Source organism: Rhizobium sp. NXC14 (assembly GCF_002117485.1).
Taxonomy (GTDB): Bacteria; Pseudomonadota; Alphaproteobacteria; order Rhizobiales; family Rhizobiaceae; genus Rhizobium.
On the sequence record NZ_CP021030.1, the window covers coordinates 3,226,141 to 3,245,533 of the forward strand.

Sequence of the window (19,393 nt, forward strand, 5' to 3'; positions counted from 1 at the left end):
GAAAAACCGCAAACGTCGCAATCGCACCCTCCGATACGACGCAAACGCACTGAGGTCGCTTGTCAAACTGGGTTATTGGTGATTGGCTTGGGGACCTAAAGACTGGGAGTCTAAAATGAAAACAACAAGCACATTCAAACTCGTCACTGCAACTGCCGTCGCCGCCCTCTCCGTTGCGACCGCCGCCTTCGCCGCCGATCCCGACAGCTGCTCCACCGTCCGCTTCTCCGACGTCGGCTGGACTGATATCACCGCCACGACGGCGACCGCTTCCGTCGTCCTGAAAAGCATCGGCTACCAGACCGACATCAAGGTTCTCTCGGTGCCGGTCACCTATACCTCGCTGAAGAACAAGGATATCGACATCTTCCTCGGCAACTGGATGCCGACGCAGGAAAAGGACGTTCGCCCCTACATCGATGACAAGTCGGTCGAATCCTTCGGCCCGAACCTCGTCGGCGCCAAGTACACGCTCGCCACCAACGCCAAGGGTGCAGAGCTCGGTATCAAGGATTTCAAGGATATCGCCGCCCACAAGGACGATCTCGACGGCAAGATCTACGGCATCGAGCCCGGCAATGACGGCAACCGCCTCGTCATGGATCTGATCGAAAAGAACACCTTCGGAATGAAGGATATGGAAGTCGTCGAATCCTCCGAACAGGGGATGCTCGCCCAGGTCGCTCGGGCCGAGAAAGCAGGCAAGCCCGTCGTCTTCCTCGGCTGGGAACCCCATCCGATGAACACCAACTTCAAACTGACCTACCTCACAGGCGGCGACGACGTCTTCGGTCCCGACTTCGGCGGTGCCAAGGTCTACACAAATGTCCGCGCCGGTTACCTCGGCGAATGCCCGAATGTCGGCTCCATGCTGAAGAACCTGACGTTCTCCCTCGACATGGAGAACCAGATCATGGGTAAGATCCTCGATGACGGCAAGGAGCCGGAAGCTGCGGCTACCGAATGGCTGAAGGCCAACCCGTCGGCGCTCGAGCCCTGGCTCGCCGGCGTCAAGACCCGCGACGGCAAGGGCGACGCGTTGGCGGCCGCCAAGACCAGCCTGGGCCTTTGATCACATGAACGGGGCGGCTCGCCGCCCCGTTTCATTTTTGTCCGATTGTTAATTTTTTCGGGATAGGCGCGCTCTTGAATTGGATCACCGACTCTAAGATTCCCATCGGCCCATTGGCCAAATCCTTCGTGGACTGGCTGACCTCGAATGGCGAATGGTTCTTCAACCAGCTTGCCTTTCTGCTGTCGCACGTCATCGACGGCCTGCTCTTCGTGTTGCAAAAGCCGCATCCGCTGATCGTCATTGCGGTCATTTCCGCCCTCGCTTTTTGGCTGCGGCGGTCGATCGCGATTACGCTCTTCACCTGTGTTGGGCTGCTGCTCATCATGAATCAAGGATACTGGAAGGAGACTACGGAGACGCTCGCGCTTGTGCTCGCCTCCACCTTCGTCAGCATGGTGATCGGTATTCCACTGGGTATCGCGGCCGCCCGCCGCGCCTGGGTCTATGCAGCCATGCGCCCGGTCCTCGATTTGATGCAGACCATTCCGACATTCGTCTACCTGATCCCGGCGCTGATCCTGTTCGGCCTCGGAATGGTTCCGGGCTTGATCGCGACTGTCATCTTTGCGATCCCCGCTCCCATCCGATTGACGCGTCTCGGTATCATCTCGACGCCACCTTCCCTCGTCGAAGCCGCGGTCGCCTTCGGCGCGCGGCCGATGCAGGTGCTGCGCAAGGTCGAGCTTCCCTTCGCCGCGCCGCAGATTATGGCGGGTCTCACCCAGACCATCATGCTGTCGCTGTCGATGGTGGTCATCGCCGCACTCGTCGGCGCCGATGGTCTCGGCGTGCCCGTCGTGCGTGCGCTGAACACTGTCAATGTCGCAAAAGGCTTCGAAGCCGGTCTCTGTATCGTCATCCTGGCGATCATTCTCGACCGCATGTTCCGCACGGCGGGTGAAGGAGAGGGCGCATGACCGCGGTAAGCTTCAAGGATGTCAGCATTATCTTCGGCGATCGGCCGGAAGCCGCCCTTGCCATGGCCGACCAGGGCAAAACGCGCGACGAGATCGGCGCCGCGACCGGCCTGGTGCTGGGCGTCGCCAATGCCTCGCTGACGATCGAGGAAGGCGAGATCCTCGTGCTGATGGGCCTTTCCGGTTCGGGCAAGTCGACTTTGCTGCGCGCCGTCAACGGGCTCGCTCCCGTGGTGCGCGGCGACGTCGCGGTCTCCACGACCACCGGCCTCGTCAACCCTTACAAATGCAATGCCAAGGCGCTGCGCGAACTGCGCACCCACACCGTCTCCATGGTGTTCCAGCAGTTCGCCCTCCTGCCCTGGCGCACCGTCGCCGAAAATGTCGGCTTCGGTCTCGAACTCGCCGGCATGCCGGAGGCCGAACGCAAGGCCCGCGTCGGCGAGCAGCTCGAACTCGTCAACCTGACGAAATGGGCGAACCGTAAGGTCAACGAGCTGTCAGGCGGCATGCAGCAGCGTGTCGGCCTTGCCCGAGCCTTTGCCACCGGCGCCCCTATCCTGCTCATGGATGAGCCCTTCTCTGCGCTCGACCCGCTGATCCGCACCCGCCTCCAGGACGAACTCCTGGAGTTCCAGCGGCGGCTGAAGAAGACCATTCTCTTCGTCAGCCACGATCTCGACGAGGCCTTCCGCATAGGCAACCGCATCGCCATCATGGAGGGCGGTCGGATCATTCAGTGCGGAACGCCGCACGACATCGTCAAGAACCCCGCGGACCAGTATGTCGCCGACTTCGTGCAAAACCTCAACCCCATCAACATGCTGACGGCCGCCGACGTTATGCAGCCCGGCCTCGGCCAGACCGCTGCCGGTATGAGCGTCAGCGCCACGGCCCGCGCCGCGACCCCGCTCGTCGATGTCCTCGACGTACTCGCCCGCCAGCCGGGCAGCATCGGCATCGTGGAAAACGGCACCGTCATCGGCACCATCACCGCCCAGGATATCGTCGCCGGCCTCACGCGCCATCGCCGCAAGGAGGACGCTTGATGTTTTCGATCCGCTTTGCCACAAAGCGGACATGAAAGATCAGCCCTCGCCCTTACGCGAAACCGACGACGAGGCCCGTAGGCTCGCCCGCGTGCTGCTGCGCTCCGCACGGCACGCGGCAATTGCCGTTCTCGATCCCGACACTGGTTTTCCCTTTGCCAGCCGTGTCCTTCTCGCTACCGATGTCGACGGCGCGCCCGTTATCCTCGTTTCGAAGCTTTCGGCTCACACGAAAGCGCTAGTACGAGACCCGCGCGCCTCGTTGCTGACCGGTGAGCCGGGCAAGGGCGATCCGCTTGCCCATAGCCGGCTGACGACCCAATGCACGGCGGAGCCGATTGAGCATGGTCATCGGTTCCACGAGCGCATTCGCACGCGTTTTCTCGATCGCCATCCCAAGGCAAATCTCTATATCGATTTCCCCGATTTTCTCTTCTTCCGTCTCAAACCGGAGCAGGCGAGCCTCAACGCCGGCTTCGGCCGCGCCTACCATCTCGACGGCGGGGATCTCATCATCCAATCGCCGGCAATCGAAGAGATTGCCGCCAAAGCGGCCGAAACAGTGCGAGATTTAGTAGAGCGCCATCCCGATGTGGCGGAAACCCTTGCAGCGCGCTTAAAAGCCCCGAAATCGGCTTCTTGGCGCATCTGCGGCATCGATCCGGCGGGCTTTGAAATCATTTCCGGCGACTTTTTGCTGCGATACGAATTCGAAACGCCCGCTGTGGATTCCGATCACATTTGTTCAAACATATCTAAAATAGCATACTCGATACCTTAATTTTAGGTATATACAATCTTCGAGCCCAGTTGCTAATTTTGCCGCGGGCTCCGGCAGACAGCCCTTACCAGATAGATGACGTACGTTTCGCATTAGGAAGATAAGAATATGGAAACCCCTGATTTGGCTGACCACACGAATGTGGCGGCAGCACTATTGTCAGCCATGGCCAACCCCAAAAGATTGCTGATCCTGTGCAGCCTGGTGAAGGGCGAAGTCGCCGTCGGCGTACTTGCCACACAAGTCGGCCTCAGCCAGTCGGCGCTTTCACAGCACCTTTCGAAACTGCGCGCGCAGAAGCTTGTCAAGACCCGCCGCGACGCCCAGACCATCTACTATTCGAGCACATCCGAGCCTGTCATGAAGATCCTGGCGACGCTCGAAGATATCTACCTCGTTCCGAGCCGAAATAGATCCGCAGCCTGATGATAGCGCTGACATAACAGTGCACCGGTGCCGCGCCGCATGGGAATACCCTGGGAGCATCGGCAACGTATTTCAGCACCTAAACCTTAAAGACACGACCGGCAAATCACGCGATTTGCCGGTCGTTTTTTCGGATTCTGTGTGACCTTCGTCTGATGCCTGACATCAGCCCAACCCGCGACTTCTTGCCGGCGACGCAACTTCGGATGCTGACAGAAGGAAGCGTTGGGACTTTTCTCGTTGACGCGTTGGGAAGCGCTGATAATTTGACCGGGCAGTAAAAATTCGGACGACAAACCCCTCGGGAACGGGCCGCCAACGGCCAGGAGAACAGCATGTCCAACCGCCTCAATGCACCGAATGATCTTCGTGCCTTCTGGATGCCCTTTACGGCCAATCGCCAGTTCAAGAAGGAGCCGCGGTTATTCGTGGGCGCCAAGGACATGTATTATACCACCCATGACGGTCGTCAGGTGTTGGACGGCACGGCTGGCCTCTGGTGCGTCAACGCCGGCCACTGCCGCCCGAAGATCACCGAAGCGATCCGCCAGCAGGCGGGCGAACTCGATTACGCGCCGGCTTTCCAGCTCGGCCATCCCAAGGCGTTCGAACTGGCGAACCGCCTGGTCGATATCGCTCCGGAAGGCATGAACCACGTCCTCTACACCAATTCCGGTTCCGAATCCGTCGAGACTGCCCTCAAAGTCGCGCTTGCCTATCACCGCGTGAAGGGTAACGGTTCTCGTTTCCGCCTGATCGGCCGCGAGCGCGGCTATCACGGCGTCAATTTCGGCGGCATCTCCGTCGGCGGCATCGTCGCCAACCGAAAGATGTTCGGCACGCTCCTGACCGGTGTCGATCACATGCCGCACACCCACCAGCCCGGCAAGAACAACTTCACCCGCGGCGAACCTGAGCATGGCGGCGACATCGCCACCGAACTCGAGCGCATCGTCACGCTGCATGATGCCTCCACCATCGCCGCCGTCATTGTCGAGCCGGTGGCCGGCTCCACGGGCGTCCTGATTCCGCCGAAGGGCTACCTGCAGAAGCTGCGCGAAATCTGCACCAAACACGGCATCCTTCTGATCTTCGACGAAGTCATCACCGGCTTCGGCCGTCTCGGCGCCCCCTTCGCCGCGGAATATTACGACGTCAAGCCCGACATGATCACCACCGCCAAGGGGCTGACCAACGGCGTCATTCCGATGGGCGCCGTCTTCGTCACCTCCGAGATCCATGACGCCTTCATGAACGGCCCGGAGCACATGATTGAGTTCTTCCACGGCTATACCTATTCCGGGAACCCGATCGCTTCCGCCGCAGCCCTCGCCACGCTCGACACCTACAAGGAAGAAGGTCTGCTCACCCGCGCGGCTGAGCTTTCCGATTATTGGGCCGATGCGCTGCATTCGCTCAGGGACTGCCCCAACGTCATCGACATCAGGAACACCGGCCTGATCGGCGCAATCGAACTTGACCCGATCGCCGGCGAGCCGACGAAGCGCGCCTTCACCGCCTTCCTGAAGGCCTATGAGAGCGGGCTTCTGATCCGCACCACCGGTGACATCATCGCGCTCTCACCACCGCTGATCATCGAGAAGCAGCATATCGACGAGCTCTTCGGCAAGCTGAGGACCATCCTTCAGAACAACATCTGAAGAGGCTCACGAAGGTCGGTGCCAAAGACCCGCGATGGGCAATGTTCTCGCGGGTCTTTTCGTCTGAAAATGCAGACCTCAGCTCACAGAGGCGACGGAGAGGCAGAGGGCGAACTTTTTCAGGAGCTGACGATCGAAATGCCCCTCGGCACCGAACATCCATTTCAGTGCCTGGCTGGCACTCCAAGGCGCCTTGTATGGCCGCACAGAGGTAATGGCGTCATAAACATCGCAGATCGTGGCCATCCGCGCGTGGAGGCTCACCTCGCTGGCGGGCAAGCTGCGCGGATAGCCCTTGCCGTCGACGCGTTCGTGATGATTGAGGCAAACGTCGAGAACGATGTCCGACATGCCCTCCTGCCGCGACAGGATCGCGTGCCCCTTCTCCGGATGGCCCCGAAGCAAGCCGATCTCATCCTTTTCCAGGGGCCCTGCCTTGTTCAGCACCTCAATTGGAACTTCAAGCTTACCGACATCGTGCAGCAAACCCGCAGTGCCGAGCATCTGAATCGTATGCTCGTCGAGTGCGAGATGGCGGCCGAAAAGGATCATCAGCGCGCTCACCGAAATGGAATGCAGGAAGGTTATCTCGTCCTTTGATTTCAGGCGGGTGACGCTCAGGAACACCGCAGGGTTCTCGTCCATCGACTTGGAGACGGACGAGATCACCGGCGCCACATGATCTATGCTGACTCCATCGCCGTTCCGCAGCTTTGCGAAAGCCTGTTCCAACAACGGCATGGATCTCTGGACGGTGTCGCGCGCGGCCTGAATGTCGATCTCGACGTCACGGCCCGGCAGGCCGTTGGTATCGAGCCCCTTGCTGGTATTGATGACGACGCCGGCAGTGCCGCATTTACGAATTTTTGCAGCATCAACTTCGCGTCGCAGGGAAAATCTGCGCCTGGACAAAAATGGATCCTGCCACAGGCCCTCGACAACCTCCACAAACATTCCGATACACACCTGATCGGCGTCGATACGCTTGAGCATCAGATCTCTGTTTCCCGATATTGTACAGTACTCTTTTTCAATGCGGCGGTATTCGGGGTCTCCTGGATACTACTGCCCTTGGCCAAACTAACGGTTAATAGGAAAGTTAAAGACAACCTTATGGGGGTGATTTTGTCCGGAGGCAGGTCGTGACCATTCGCCGCCTCGCCTCTGAAAACAATGGAAAATCGAAGGAAGTGATCGGCTTCGACTGAATTCTCGGCCGGATCGGCCGAATTTTCTTTCCATTTTGTTATGAACTTGCGCAATCTCATCAAAATTTCTAGAAATCTCGCCATGAGCCCTCACCGAGTCAAACATGGCCGGCGGGTTCGCTGATCGCACCGTTACCGGTCGTCCTTGGCACAGCCTCTGAAGGCTGTTGAATGATCGGGAAAGCCGGCGCGGCACATCATCGCGGGTCGACGACCCCATCCAAGGAGACAGACAATGACCCTCAAGACATTGACGGCGACCCTCGTCGCGTCACTCGCCTTTGCGCCCCTTGCTCATGCCGATATCACCATCGGCCTGATCGCGCCCCTGACCGGTCCCGTCGCCGCCTATGGCGATCAGGTGAAGAACGGCGCTCAGACTGCCGTCGATGAGATCAACAAGAAGGGCGGCATTCTCGGTGAAAAAGTCGTGCTGGAACTGGCCGACGATGCCGGCGAACCGAAGCAGGGCGTTTCCGCCGCCAACAAGCTTGTCGGCGACGGCATCCGCTTCGTCGTCGGCCCGGTGACATCGGGCGTAGCGATCCCCGTGTCGGACGTTTTGGCTGAAAACGGCGTGCTGATGGTCACCCCGACCGCGACAGCTCCCGACCTCACCAAGCGCGGCCTCGCCAACGTGCTGCGCACCTGCGGCCGCGACGATCAGCAGGCCGAAGTCGCCGCCAAATACGTGCTGAAGAATTTCAAGGACAAACGCATTGCCATCGTCAACGACAAGGGCGCCTACGGCAAGGGTCTTGCCGACGCCTTCAAGGCGACGCTGAATGCCGGCGGCGTCACCGAAGTCGTCAATGACGCAATCACACCAGGCGACAAGGATTTCAGCGCCCTCACCACCCGCATCAAGGCCGAAAAGGTCGACATCGTCTATTTTGGCGGCTATCACCCGGAAGGCGGCCTGCTCGCCCGCCAGCTGCACGATCTCTCCGCCAACGCGATGATCATCGGCGGCGACGGCCTCTCCAATACGGAATTCTGGGCGATCGGAACCGATGCGGCGGGAGGCACGCTGTTCACCAATGCTTCCGACGCCACAAAGAACCCGGACTCAAAGGCTGCCGCCGAAGCACTTACCGCTAAGAACATTCCGGCCGAGGCGTTTACGCTCAATGCCTACGCCGCTGTCGAAGTCCTGAAAGCCGGTATCGAAAAGGCCGGCAGCGCTGAGGATGCGGAAGCCGTCGCGGCTGCACTGAAGGGCGGCATGGAGGTTCCGACCGCCATCGGCAAGCTCACCTACGGCGAGACCGGCGACCTGACCTCGCAGAGCTTCTCGCTCTATAAGTGGGAAGGCGGGAAGATAGTCGCTGCGGAATAATCCCGGATTTGCAGATTGCGACCGGGCGCTATAAGCGCCCGGTTTCGTTTGTGGCATCGCATGTCGCAGCAGATCGGTTATAAGTTCCGGAATCGGTTTGCAATGTGAGCGGTGCCATGACCAACAGACTCGAACGTCTCATCGACCAGGGTGTGGGCCGTATCCCCGCCGACATCGTGCTGAAGGGCGGCAGCTTCTTCGATCTCGTCACCGGCGAAATCGTCCGCTCCGACATCGCCATCGGCGCTGACCGCATTGTTGGCACTGCGGGCGATTATGCGGGCGAGACCGAGATCGACATCTCGGGCAGAATAGTCGTTCCGGGCTTCATCGACACGCATCTGCACATCGAATCCTCGCTGGTGACGCCGCATGAATTCGACCGCTGCGTCCTGCCCTATGGCGTCACGACCGCTATCTGCGATCCGCACGAGATCGCTAATGTGCTCGGCGCCGAGGGCATCGAATTCTTCCTTAAATCCGCGCTGGAGACGATCATGGACATTCGCGTCCAGCTCTCCTCCTGCGTGCCGGCCACGCATCTCGAAACTGCGGGCGCTGACCTGCCGATCGGAAGCCTGCTGCACTTCCGCGACCATCCCAAGGTGATCGGTCTTGCCGAATTCATGAATTTCCCCGGGGTGATCCACAAGGATCCCATCTGCATGACTAAGCTCGACGCCTTCCAGGGGGGCCATATCGATGGCCACGCGCCGCTTCTTTCCGGCAACGACCTCAACGGCTATCTCGCGGCCGGCATCCGCACCGAGCATGAGTGCACGAGCGCCGCCGAGGCGCTGGAAAAGATTCGCAAGGGCATGCACATCCTGGTGCGCGAGGGCTCTGTCTCCAAAGACCTCGCCGCGCTGATCCCCATCATCACCGAGCGGCTTTCACCCTACCTCGCGCTCTGCACCGACGACCGCAATCCGCTCGATATCGCCGAACAGGGCCATCTCGATCATATGATCCGCACTGCGATCGCGAGCGGCGTCGAGCCGCTCGCCATCTACCGCGCCGCCTCGATCTCTGCCGCACAGGCCTTCGGCCTTAGAGACCGCGGCCTGGTGGCCCCGGGCTGGCGCGCCGATCTCGTGGTTCTCGACAGCCTGCAAAGCTGCCGTGCAGAGATGGTTTTTTCCGCCGGCCGCCGCGTCACCGACGCACTTTTTGCCACGCGCAAGCCGGTCGCCCCGATCGGCCTCGACAGCGTCAAGGCCCGGCGGGTCAATGCCGCCCATTTTGGAGTACCGGTCACCGAGGGCGAAACATCGGTCATCGGCGTCATGCCGGGCAAGATCATCACCGAGCATCGCCGCTACCGCCTGCCGGCCAAGGGCAACGAGGCGACGGTCGATCTAACCAACGACATCATCAAGGTCGCGGTCATCGAGCGCCACGGCAAGAACGGAAATCATGCCAATGGCTTCGTCCAGGGCTTCGGCCTGAAGAAGGGTGCGATCGCCTCCACCGTCGGCCATGACAGCCACAATATCTGCGTCGTCGGGGTCGATGAGGACGACATGGCGCTCGCCGCAAATCGCCTCGGAGAGATCAAGGGCGGCTTCGTCGTTGTTGAGGATGGCAAGATCACCGGCGAAATCGCGCTCCCCGTCGCCGGCCTGATGAGCATCGAGCCTTACGAGACAGTGCGCGACACGCTGCACCATCTGCGCCAGGCCGCCTTGGCACTCGGCGCCACGCTGGAGGAGCCCTTCCTCCAACTGGCCTTCCTGCCGCTGCCCGTCATCCCGCATCTGAAGATTTCCGACCGTGGCATGGTCGACGTGGACAAGTTCGCGCTGATCGGGTGAGTAGCGCCGGGTTGGGAGTGCTTACTGCCAGGCCTCCGGCAATTCACCCTCAACAGGTTTCGCAACGGGCACCTTCCCGAGCAGCTTCGAGAGGCCGCCAACCCGCGCACAAAATCCGTCCAGCGCCGCAACCGTCACCGTCCCGGCACCGTCCACAGCCTCGTAGCCCGGCATGGCCAAGGGCTCTCCGAATACCATGCCGTCAGGCACGCGGAATTCCGCCGGCTTGCGCGTCAGGTTGAAAACGAACAGCAGTTTCTCTCCGTCCTTTTCGCGGGTGAAGGCGAGCAGGTCCTGATTGGTGCCGATGAAGGTCATCTCGCCGTCAACAAGCGCAGGATGGCTCTTCCGGAAGGCGAGCGTCCGGCGGTAGTGGTGCAGCACCGAGTTGTCGCTGTCCTCCTGTGTATCCACGGAAAGCGCCGCCTGCTCGTAAGGCACCGGCAGCCAGCTCTTCTCGGCCGAGGTGAAGCCCGCATGCGCCTTTCCGGCTTCCCATGGCATCGGCGTGCGGCATCCGTCGCGGCCCTTGAAGGCCGGCCAGAAGCGGATGCCGTAGGGATCGCGCAGATCCTCGAAGGCAAGCTCCGCCTCCGGCAATCCGAGCTCCTCGCCTTGATAAAGGCAAATCGAACCGCGCAGCGCCGCAAGTACGGAGAGCGCGAGCTTGGCGATAACAGGCCGCTCCTCCTCCGTCAGCGCGAACCGGCTGACATGTCGCATCACGTCATGATTGGAGAAAGCCCAGCAGACCCAACCGTCGGTCACCGATTTCTGGAAGGCTTCGACGCAGCCGCGGATATGCGCGGCGGTGAAATCAGGCCCCAGCAGATCGAAGGTGTAGCACATGTGCAGCTTGTCGTCGCCACTCGTATAGGCGGCCACCGTCTTCAGCGAGCGAGCGCCGTCGCCGACTTCGCCGACGGTCGTGCGATCTTCATAGCGGTCGAGCAGCGCACGAAAGCGCTTGAGAAAGCTGATATTTTCCGGCTGCGTCTTGTCGTAGAGGTGGTTCTGCATGCCGTAAGGATTGGTGTCGGGCGCATCGAGGCCCCCGTCACTGGTATCGGGCTCATGCGGCGGATTGCTTCGGAGCTGCTTATCGCAGAAATAATAGTTGACCGTGTCCAGCCGGAAACCGTCGACGCCGCGGTCGAGCCAGAACTTCACCGTCTCCAGCACCGCCTCCTGCACCTCTTCGCTGTGGAAATTGAGGTCAGGCTGCGAAGTCAGGAAATTGTGTTGGTAATATTGCCGGCGCACGCCGTCCCATTCCCAGCCCGGGCCGCCGAAGATCGACAGCCAGTTGTTCGGCGCCGTCCCATCGGGCTTCGGATCGGCCCAGACATACCAATCCGCCTTCGGATTGCTCCGGCTCGCCCGGCTCTCGACGAACCAGGGATGTCGGTCGGAGGTGTGCGAGATCACCTGGTCGATGATCACTTTGATGCCGAGCCTGTGCGCCTCGGCCATCATCTCGTCGAAATCGGCGAGCGTGCCGAAGATCGGGTCAACGTCGCAATAATCGGAAACGTCGTAACCCATGTCGGCCATCGGAGACTTGAAGAAGGGCGAAAGCCAGATCGCATCGACACCGAGGCTGGCGATATGCGGTAGCCGGCGGGTGATCCCCTTGAGATCGCCGAGCCCATCGCTGTTGGTGTCCTGAAACGAGCGCGGGTAGACCTGATAGATCACCGCTCCGCGCCACCAGTCCGCATTCCCGCCTGCCTGCAATGCCATCGGCTACGTCTCCCGCCTTGTTCGCGCTCGCCACACTAAAGCGGACGAAACAAAAGACAACCATGTGAAGCCGTTATGAATGGAGCCGAAACCGCCGCGACGCTTCGTCGCGATCCCGCAAGAGGGAGACGTATATAGGCTTGTCCACAACCGCAAACCAGCCTCCGGATTTGGGGTTGCAACGCAAAGCCTTTGCGATAAGGTGCGCACTGACCTGCACGTAAGAGGTCGAAAACCGGGAACAGATGTCTAATAAAGGCGCAAAGCCTAGAAAGGTGGACCCACGATGAACAAGTTCACGAAAAAATTTCTCGCCTCCGCAATGCTTGGCACATTGCTGGCGTTTTCGGCGCACGCGGCGACGCTCAACATCCACAATGGTGGCGATCCGCAGTCGCTCGATCCGCAGAAACTTTCCGGCGACTGGGAGAATCGTATTGCCGGCGACATTTTCGAAGGCCTCGTCACCGAAGACGCCAAGGACAATCCGGTCCCTGGCCAGGCCGAAAGCTGGACCATTTCGCCTGACGGCAAGGTCTACACCTTCAAGCTCCGCGACGGCATTAAGTGGTCCGATGGCCGGCCGGTAACGGCAGGAGACTTCGTCTTCGCCTTCCAGCGCCTCGTCGATCCGAAGAACGCCGCCGACTACGCCTATCTGCAGTTCACCATCAAGAACGCCGAAAAGATCAATAAGGGCGAGATCACCGATCTCAGCCAGCTTGGCGTCAAGGCGATCGACGACAAGACACTCGAAATCACCCTGGAAAATCCGACTCCCTATTTCCTCAATGCGCTGATGCACTACACGGCCTATCCGCTGCCGAAGCATGTCGTCGAGGCGAAGGGCCAGGATTGGGTTAAAATCGGCAACATCGTCACCAACGGTCCATATAAGCCGGTCGAATGGGTTCCCGGCTCACACGTCACAACAGTCAAGAACGACCAGTGGTATGGCACCAAAGAGCTGAAGATCGACGGCGCCAAGTTCTTCGTGCTCGAAGACCAGGAAGCGGCGCTGAAACGCTACCGCGCCGGCGAATTCGACATCCTCACCGACTTTCCCACAGACCAGTACGAATGGATGAAGAAGAACCTGCCGGGCCAGGCGCATGTCGCCCCCTTCTCCGGCCTCTATTATTACGTCGTCAACTCGCAGAAGCCTCCTTTCAGCGACAAGCGCGTCCGCCAGGCTCTCTCCATGGCGATCAACCGCGAAGTGATCGGCCCGCAGATCCTCGGCACAGGCGAGCTTCCGGCCTATTCCTGGGTTCCGCCAGGCACTGCCAATTACGGCGAGCCGGCCTATGTCAGCTGGAAGGACCTGCCTTACAAGGACAAGGTCGCCGAGGCCAAGAAACTGCTTGCCGACGCCGGATTCGGCCCAGATAAGCCGCTCCACGCGGTCCTCAGCTACAATACCAATGACAACCACAAGCGCATCGCCGTCGCGATCGCTTCGATGTGGAAGCCGCTGGGCGTTGATGTCGAGCTCGTCAACGCCGAAACCAAGGTGCATTACGACCAGATGCAGCGCGGCCAGGTGGAAATCGGCCGTGCGGGCTGGCTTGCCGATTACAACGATCCGGACAATTTCCTGAACCTCCTGGTGACGGGCGTGCAGATGAATTACGGCCGCTGGTCCAATCCTGAATATGACAAGCTGATCAAGGACGGCAATGCTCAGACGGACCTCACCAAGCGCGCCGAAATCTTCAAGAAGGCCGAGCAACTGGCGCTTGATGAATCCGCCGCCCTGCCGATCTACTATTACGTCTCGAAGAATGTCGTTTCGCCAAAGATCGAAGGCTTCGTCGACAACATCCAGGACATCCACCGCACGCGCTGGCTGTCGATGAAAGAGTAAGGGAAAACGGTCCTTCCCGCACACTGCGGGAAGGACCGGCCCACGACCATGATCAAATACGCTCTCCGTCGCCTGCTGTCGACGATCCCCGTCATGTGGATCGCCGTGACAGCCTCGTTTTTCGTCCTGCGCCTTGCTCCCGGCGGCCCCTTCGATGGCGAAAGGCCATTGCCGCCGGTCATCCTCAAGAATCTTGCGGCCCACTACAATCTCGACAAGCCGCTGATCCAGCAATACCTGCTCTACGTCGGAGATCTGCTCAAGGGCGATCTCGGCCCCTCCTTCTCCAGTGAGGATTTCAGCGTCGCTCAGCAGATCATGATCGGTCTGCCCTATACCTTCACGATCGGCACGGCTGCTTTCCTGCTCGCCATCATCGTCGGCGTGACCGTCGGCTGTCTCGGGGCGCTTTATCAGAACAAGACGCCGGACTACATTCTCGGTAGCCTGATCCTGATCGGCGTCGTGCTGCCGAACTTCCTGATCGCGCCGATTCTGCAATTGATCTTCGGCATCCATCTTGCCTGGTTTCCGGTCGGCGGCTGGGGTGACGGCTCGCTCAAATTCCTTGTCCTGCCGATCGTCGTTCTAGCCCTTCCCCATGCCGGGCGCATCTCGCGCATAACCCGCGGCTCGATGATCGAAGTGATGAACCAGAACTTCATCCGCACCGCCAAGGCCAAGGGCATCGGCCCGCGGCTGACGGTGATGCGCCACGCGCTGAAGCCCGCCATGATGCCGGTCGTCTCCTATCTCGGACCGGCGGCAAGCTACCTTCTCACCGGCTCGCTGGTTGTCGAGAGCATTTTCGGATTGCCCGGCATCGGCCGCTATTTCGTCAATGCGGCGTTGAACCGCGACTACGGCATGGTTCTCGGAACGGTCATCTTCTACATGGTGCTGATCGTGTTCCTGAACCTTCTCGTCGATATCGCCTATGCGTGGCTCGATCCGAAAGTGAGAAACCGATGATCCTCAATCCCGCAAAACGCGAGCTGCTCGCAGAGGAGCTTCTGCAGGCCGAAGGCCTGGCGCCCGAAGGCCGTTCGCTCACCAGGGATGCGCTTCGCCGCCTCGGGCGCAACAAGGCGGCCGTTCTGTCGATCGCCGTCCTCGGGCTCCTGATCCTCGCCGCCTTCCTCGGTCCCTGGTTCATTCCCTTCAACTACGAGGACCCGGATTGGGCCGCGTTCCGCATCCCGCCCTCGATCGAGACCGGCCATTATTTCGGCACTGACCCGAACGGCCGCGACCTTCTCGCCCGCGTGCTCTACGGCACCCGCGTCTCGCTGGCCGTAGCGCTGACGGCGACTGTCGTCTCGGTCGTCATCGGCGTACTCTATGGCGCGATATCGGGCTATATCGGCGGGAGGCTGGATGCAATCATGATGCGCTTCGTCGACATCATGTACGCGCTTCCCTACATCCTCTTCGTCATCCTGCTGATGGTGATCTTCGGCCGCAACGTCTATCTGCTCTTTGCCGCGATCGGCGCGCTGGAATGGCTGACAATGGCCCGCATCGTGCGTGGCCAGACGCTGTCGATCAAGCATCGCGAATTCATCGAAGCGGCCCGCGCATCCGGGCAGCGGCCGTTCAAGATCATCGTCAAGCACATCATCCCGAACCTCGTCGGGCCGGTGGTCATTTTTGCGGCGCTGACAGTGCCCGAGATCATCGCCACGGAAAGCTTCCTTTCCTATCTCGGCTTCGGCGTGCAGGAACCGCTGACCTCGCTCGGCACGCTGATCGCGGAAGGGACCGATGCGATGGAAAGCATGCCCTGGCTGCTGATCTTCCCGGCAAGCTTCCTCGTCGCCCTGCTGCTCAGCCTGCTCTTCATCGGAGACGGCCTGCGCGACGCGTTCGACCCGAAGGATCGATAGAATGCTCCAAGAAAAAGACATCCTGCTCGAACTCAAGGATTACTCGATCACCTTCGCAACGCCCGACGGCGAGGTGAAGGCGGTCTCCAACATGAACCTCACGGTGCGGCGCGGCGAGCGCATCGCCATCGTCGGCGAGTCCGGCTCCGGCAAGAGCCAGACCTTCCTCGGCATCATGGGCCTGCTTGCCAAGAACGGCCGGACGGCGGGACAGGCGCTGCTCGAAGGCAAGGACGTGCTGTCGCTGAAACCGCGCGAGCTCGACCAGATCCGCGGCAAGGACATGGCCATGGTCTTTCAGGACCCGATGACAGCGCTGAACCCGTCGCTGAAGATTTCGCGGCAGCTGACGGAACAGTTGGAGGTTCACCGCGGCCTGACGTCGCGCGCCGCTTCGGACGCTGCCCTCGACATGCTGAAACGCGTCGGCATCCCCGACCCGACGCGGCGCTTCCACCTCTATCCGCACGAACTGTCAGGCGGCATGCGTCAGCGCATCGTCATCGCCATGGCGCTGCTCACCAAGCCGAAGCTCCTGATCGCCGACGAGCCGACGACGGCGCTCGACGTGACCATCCAGGCGCAGATCCTCGACCTTTTCAACGATCTGACGGCGGAGATGAACACGGCGCTTATCATGATCACCCACGATCTTGGCGTCGTTGCCGGTCTCGCCGACCGCGTCGCCGTAATGTATGCCGGCCGCATCGTCGAGGAGGCGCCGGTCGACGAACTCTTCGATAGTCCCGCCCATCCTTATACGGCCGCGCTGCATGCCTCGATCCCGCGCCCAGACCAGGATGTCGATGATCTCGTCGTCATCCCCGGCCGCCCACCGAACCTGCAGCACCTGCCGAAGGGCTGCAATTTTTCGCCGCGCTGTTCGCAGGTCCAGGACGATTGCATCGACCGTCCGCCTTCCCTCGAACCGTTGGCGCCGCGCCACTGTGCGGCCTGTTACCATCCGTTTCCGCGCCGTGAGGAGTTGCTGAACCATGGCTGATCGCTCGCTGCTCAGGGTCGAGAACCTCACCACCCAGTTCGAACTGCCGGCGAAAGGCCTCTTCAAGCCGCCGGTCTTCCTTACCGCCGTCAACAATGTCAGCTTCGATCTCGCCGAAGGCCGCACGCTCGGTGTTGTCGGCGAATCCGGCTGCGGCAAATCCACACTCGGCCGGTCCATTCTGCGGCTCTTGAAATCGCAGAAGGGCCGCATCCTCTGGCAGGGCCGCAATCTTCTCGACCTCACGGAGGAGGAAATGCGTGTCGCTCGCCGCGACATGCAGATCATCTTCCAGGATCCGATCGCCTCGCTCGACCCGCGCATGACGGTTGGAGACATCATCGCCGAACCGCTCACTGTCTTCGAACCGAAGCTTTCGAAGGCCGAGCGTACCCAGCGCGTGCGCGAAATCATGGGCGCCGTCGGCCTGGTGCCGGAGATGATCAACCGCTATCCGCACGAATTCTCCGGCGGCCAGGCGCAACGCATCGGCATTGCGCGTGCGATCATCACCAAACCGAAGCTCATTGTCTGTGACGAGCCCGTTTCGGCCCTCGACGTTTCAATCCAGGGCCAGGTCATCACGCTTCTGCGCAGGCTGCGTAGGGAGTTCGGCCTGACGCTGATCTTCATCAGCCACGACCTCTCGGTCGTGCGCCTGATCTCCGATGATGTGCTGGTACTCTATCTCGGCCGCGTGGTGGAATCAGGCGACTGCGCCACTGTCTTCGATCATCCCGCTCACCCCTATACACAGGCGCTGTTTTCCGCCGCACCGATCCCGGATCCGAAGCTTGCGCGCCTGCGCACCCGCATCCGCCTGCAGGGCGATCCGCCCTCGCCGCTCAACCCGCCGAAAGGCTGCGTCTTCTCTCCCCGCTGCTGGAAGGCGACCGACATCTGCCGCACGGAAATGCCGCCGACCGAAGAGGTTCGTCCCGGTCAGAAGGCGGCCTGCTATCATATGGACCGGCCGTGAGTGGAGGCCGCATGAAGCGGCCTTCACTCGTAACACTTGTCACGTCCCCTTTGCGGTGAATCGGCCAAAACACACATGCGTCGGAATCTATAATCTCCGATAACAAAGATTTAGATGCGCGCATGTTATCCCTGCCTCCGCCCAATCATGGGCTTGGGGAACGCAATATGAAATCGAAACTATCAGGATTGATCGCGCTTGCCGCTGCGATCATCGCCACCTCCGCCGTATCGTCACATGCCGAAGATCTGAAATTCCAGCTCACCAACGGGACCAAGTCCGTCCTGACACGCTTCTACAGTTCGCCGACAGGCGTCAACAGCTGGGAAGAAGACGTGTTCGGCGAGGATGTCCTCAATCCAGGCGAGACCGTGAACATCACCATCGCCGACGGCCGTACCGTCTGCAAATACGACATGCGCTTCGAATTCGACGAAGACTCGGACCTCGACACCACCGAAGACACGCAGGATCTTTGCGCGCTCGGCAGCTACACCATCCACGAATAAACACCTTTCGCGCTTGCCGCCTTCGCTTGCCCGCGAAGGCGGCTTTCGGTTCCTTGTCGCAATGGCGCTTGCAATATCGACGCTTGTCACTCCGCCCGGCTCCGCGTATCAGCGGATGAAGCGTTAATTCGAAGCGATAGAGCGGCCTGTTGCATCAACGGCGCTCCGATGCCGGGAGGACAAGGTGAACGGAAGACGGTTTCTGTCGATCGGTGAATGCATGGTGGAGCTCTCGCAGGCCGGCGACGGCCTGCTGCGCAAGGGTTTTGCCGGCGATACCTTCAATACCGCATGGTATGCCCGCGCTTGCCTCGGCCCCGGTTGGTCAGTCGATTATTTCACCGCGCTCGGAGACGACGCCATGTCGGACGAGATGGCTGCTTTTATCGCCGGAGCGGGTATCGGCACGAACCTCATCCGCCGCGTCAAGGGCAAGACGCCGGGCCTCTACATGATCAATCTGAAGAACGGCGAACGCTCCTTCAGCTATTGGCGCGACAGTTCGGCCGCCCGCAGCCTGGCTGCCGATCCGGATCATCTACGCGAGGCGGTGGAAAGCGCTGACGTCGTTTATTTCTCCGGCATCACCCTTGCCATCCTGCCGCAGGAGGATGCCGCAACGCTGCTCGCCGAAATCCGTCGCGCCAAGGCAGCCGGCAAGCTCGTGGTTTTCGACCCCAACATCCGTCCACGCCTCTGGTCGAGCTACGACGTGATGCATGCGACGATTAGCGAAGGCGCCCGCTCCTCCGTGTTCGTCATGCCGAGCTTTGACGACGAGGCCGCCCATTTCGGCGACGATTCCATCGAGGCGACCATCCATCGCTACCGCGCGCTGGGCGCTCTCGATGTCGTGGTCAAAAATGGCGCAGACGGCGTTACCTTGAATTTCGGCGGCGAGGAGACCTTCGTGCCGGCCGAAAAGGTCGAGAACGTCGTCGACACCACCAGCGCCGGCGACAGTTTCAATGGTGCCTTTCTCGCACGATATCTCGAGAGTCAAGACGCGCCGGCCGCTGCGCGCTTCGCCGCAGGCGTTGCGGCTCGCGTCGTCAGTGAGCATGGGGCGTTGATTGCAAGAGAGAAGCTCGGGTTGAGCGGCGCCTGAAGCCCGCGCACGACCGTACATATGCCAT

18 protein-coding genes are annotated in these 19,393 nt (G+C 60.7%); 15 read left to right on the top strand and 3 right to left on the bottom strand.

Going from position 1 to position 19,393, the window contains the following annotated elements:
• Positions 1-115: 115 nt before the first annotated feature.
• From NXC14_RS15905 to NXC14_RS15930, 6 genes are all read left to right on the top strand, one after another.
• The gene (locus tag NXC14_RS15905; RefSeq protein WP_085778956.1) at positions 116-1,072 is read left to right on the top strand and encodes a choline ABC transporter substrate-binding protein; all 957 of its coding nucleotides are present in this window, start codon (positions 116-118) and stop codon (positions 1,070-1,072) included.
• A 74-nt stretch (positions 1,073-1,146) separates the two neighbouring features.
• Entirely contained in the window at positions 1,147-1,992 is an 846-nt protein-coding gene (choW, locus tag NXC14_RS15910; protein ID WP_085778957.1) for a choline ABC transporter permease subunit, read from the top strand.
• A complete protein-coding gene (gene choV / locus NXC14_RS15915; RefSeq protein ID WP_064804161.1) occupies positions 1,989-3,041 on the top strand; it encodes a choline ABC transporter ATP-binding protein in 1,053 nt (350 codons plus the stop codon). Before choW ends, choV begins: the two co-directional genes overlap by 4 nt.
• 31 nt (positions 3,042-3,072) lie before the next feature.
• Positions 3,073-3,822, top strand: a complete 750-nt coding sequence (locus NXC14_RS15920) for a pyridoxamine 5'-phosphate oxidase family protein (RefSeq protein WP_085778958.1) — start codon at positions 3,073-3,075, stop codon at positions 3,820-3,822.
• A gap of 108 nt (positions 3,823-3,930) precedes the next feature.
• Positions 3,931-4,248 carry a metalloregulator ArsR/SmtB family transcription factor gene (locus tag NXC14_RS15925; RefSeq protein WP_085778959.1) on the top strand — a complete coding sequence of 106 codons (318 nt, stop codon included), beginning with the start codon at positions 3,931-3,933 and terminating at the stop codon, positions 4,246-4,248.
• A gap of 335 nt (positions 4,249-4,583) precedes the next feature.
• Positions 4,584-5,909 (top strand): aspartate aminotransferase family protein, encoded by a 1,326-nt coding sequence (locus tag NXC14_RS15930; protein ID WP_085778960.1) that lies wholly within the window; start codon positions 4,584-4,586, stop codon positions 5,907-5,909.
• Positions 5,910-5,987: 78 nt separating this feature from the next.
• Here NXC14_RS15930 and NXC14_RS15935 read toward each other — a convergent pair whose 3' ends face one another.
• Both NXC14_RS15935 and NXC14_RS15940 read right to left on the bottom strand, forming a co-directional pair.
• Complete coding sequence (locus NXC14_RS15935) at positions 5,988-6,902, bottom strand: HD-GYP domain-containing protein (RefSeq protein WP_085778961.1); 915 nt, start codon at positions 6,900-6,902, stop codon at positions 5,988-5,990.
• The gene (locus NXC14_RS15940) at positions 6,902-7,201 is read right to left on the bottom strand and encodes a hypothetical protein (protein ID WP_085778962.1); all 300 of its coding nucleotides are present in this window, start codon (positions 7,199-7,201) and stop codon (positions 6,902-6,904) included. Before NXC14_RS15940 ends, NXC14_RS15935 begins: the two co-directional genes overlap by 1 nt.
• 151 nt (positions 7,202-7,352) lie before the next feature.
• On the opposite strand from NXC14_RS15940, the gene NXC14_RS15945 reads away from it, so the two are divergent.
• Together NXC14_RS15945 and ade are read left to right on the top strand one after the other, a co-directional pair.
• Positions 7,353-8,456, top strand: coding sequence for a branched-chain amino acid ABC transporter substrate-binding protein (locus NXC14_RS15945; RefSeq protein ID WP_085778963.1), 1,104 nt, complete (start codon positions 7,353-7,355; stop codon positions 8,454-8,456).
• Positions 8,457-8,572: 116 nt separating this feature from the next.
• The gene (gene ade / locus NXC14_RS15950; RefSeq protein ID WP_085778964.1) at positions 8,573-10,270 is read left to right on the top strand and encodes an adenine deaminase; all 1,698 of its coding nucleotides are present in this window, start codon (positions 8,573-8,575) and stop codon (positions 10,268-10,270) included.
• 21 nt (positions 10,271-10,291) lie between these two features.
• On the opposite strand, the gene NXC14_RS15955 is transcribed toward ade, so the two are convergent.
• Complete coding sequence (locus tag NXC14_RS15955; protein ID WP_085778965.1) at positions 10,292-12,013, bottom strand: alpha-glucosidase family protein; 1,722 nt, start codon at positions 12,011-12,013, stop codon at positions 10,292-10,294.
• Positions 12,014-12,299: 286 nt separating this feature from the next.
• On the opposite strand from NXC14_RS15955, the gene NXC14_RS15960 reads away from it, so the two are divergent.
• From NXC14_RS15960 to NXC14_RS15990, 7 genes are all read left to right on the top strand, one after another.
• Positions 12,300-13,880, top strand: a complete 1,581-nt coding sequence (locus NXC14_RS15960; protein WP_085778966.1) for a peptide ABC transporter substrate-binding protein — start codon at positions 12,300-12,302, stop codon at positions 13,878-13,880.
• Positions 13,881-13,928: 48 nt separating this feature from the next.
• Positions 13,929-14,852 (top strand): oligopeptide ABC transporter permease OppB, encoded by a 924-nt coding sequence (gene oppB / locus NXC14_RS15965; RefSeq protein ID WP_085778967.1) that lies wholly within the window; start codon positions 13,929-13,931, stop codon positions 14,850-14,852.
• Positions 14,849-15,766 carry an ABC transporter permease subunit gene (locus tag NXC14_RS15970; protein WP_085778968.1) on the top strand — a complete coding sequence of 306 codons (918 nt, stop codon included), beginning with the start codon at positions 14,849-14,851 and terminating at the stop codon, positions 15,764-15,766. Before oppB ends, NXC14_RS15970 begins: the two co-directional genes overlap by 4 nt.
• A 1-nt stretch (position 15,767) precedes the next feature.
• A complete protein-coding gene (locus tag NXC14_RS15975; RefSeq protein ID WP_085778969.1) occupies positions 15,768-16,769 on the top strand; it encodes an ABC transporter ATP-binding protein in 1,002 nt (333 codons plus the stop codon).
• Positions 16,762-17,748 (top strand): oligopeptide/dipeptide ABC transporter ATP-binding protein, encoded by a 987-nt coding sequence (locus NXC14_RS15980; RefSeq protein WP_085778970.1) that lies wholly within the window; start codon positions 16,762-16,764, stop codon positions 17,746-17,748. Before NXC14_RS15975 ends, NXC14_RS15980 begins: the two co-directional genes overlap by 8 nt.
• A 167-nt stretch (positions 17,749-17,915) precedes the next feature.
• A complete protein-coding gene (locus tag NXC14_RS15985; RefSeq protein ID WP_011426337.1) occupies positions 17,916-18,257 on the top strand; it encodes a hypothetical protein in 342 nt (113 codons plus the stop codon).
• Between the two features lie 220 nt (positions 18,258-18,477).
• Positions 18,478-19,365 carry a sugar kinase gene (locus tag NXC14_RS15990; RefSeq protein ID WP_245362160.1) on the top strand — a complete coding sequence of 296 codons (888 nt, stop codon included), beginning with the start codon at positions 18,478-18,480 and terminating at the stop codon, positions 19,363-19,365.
• The last annotated feature ends 28 nt before the right edge of the window (positions 19,366-19,393 follow it).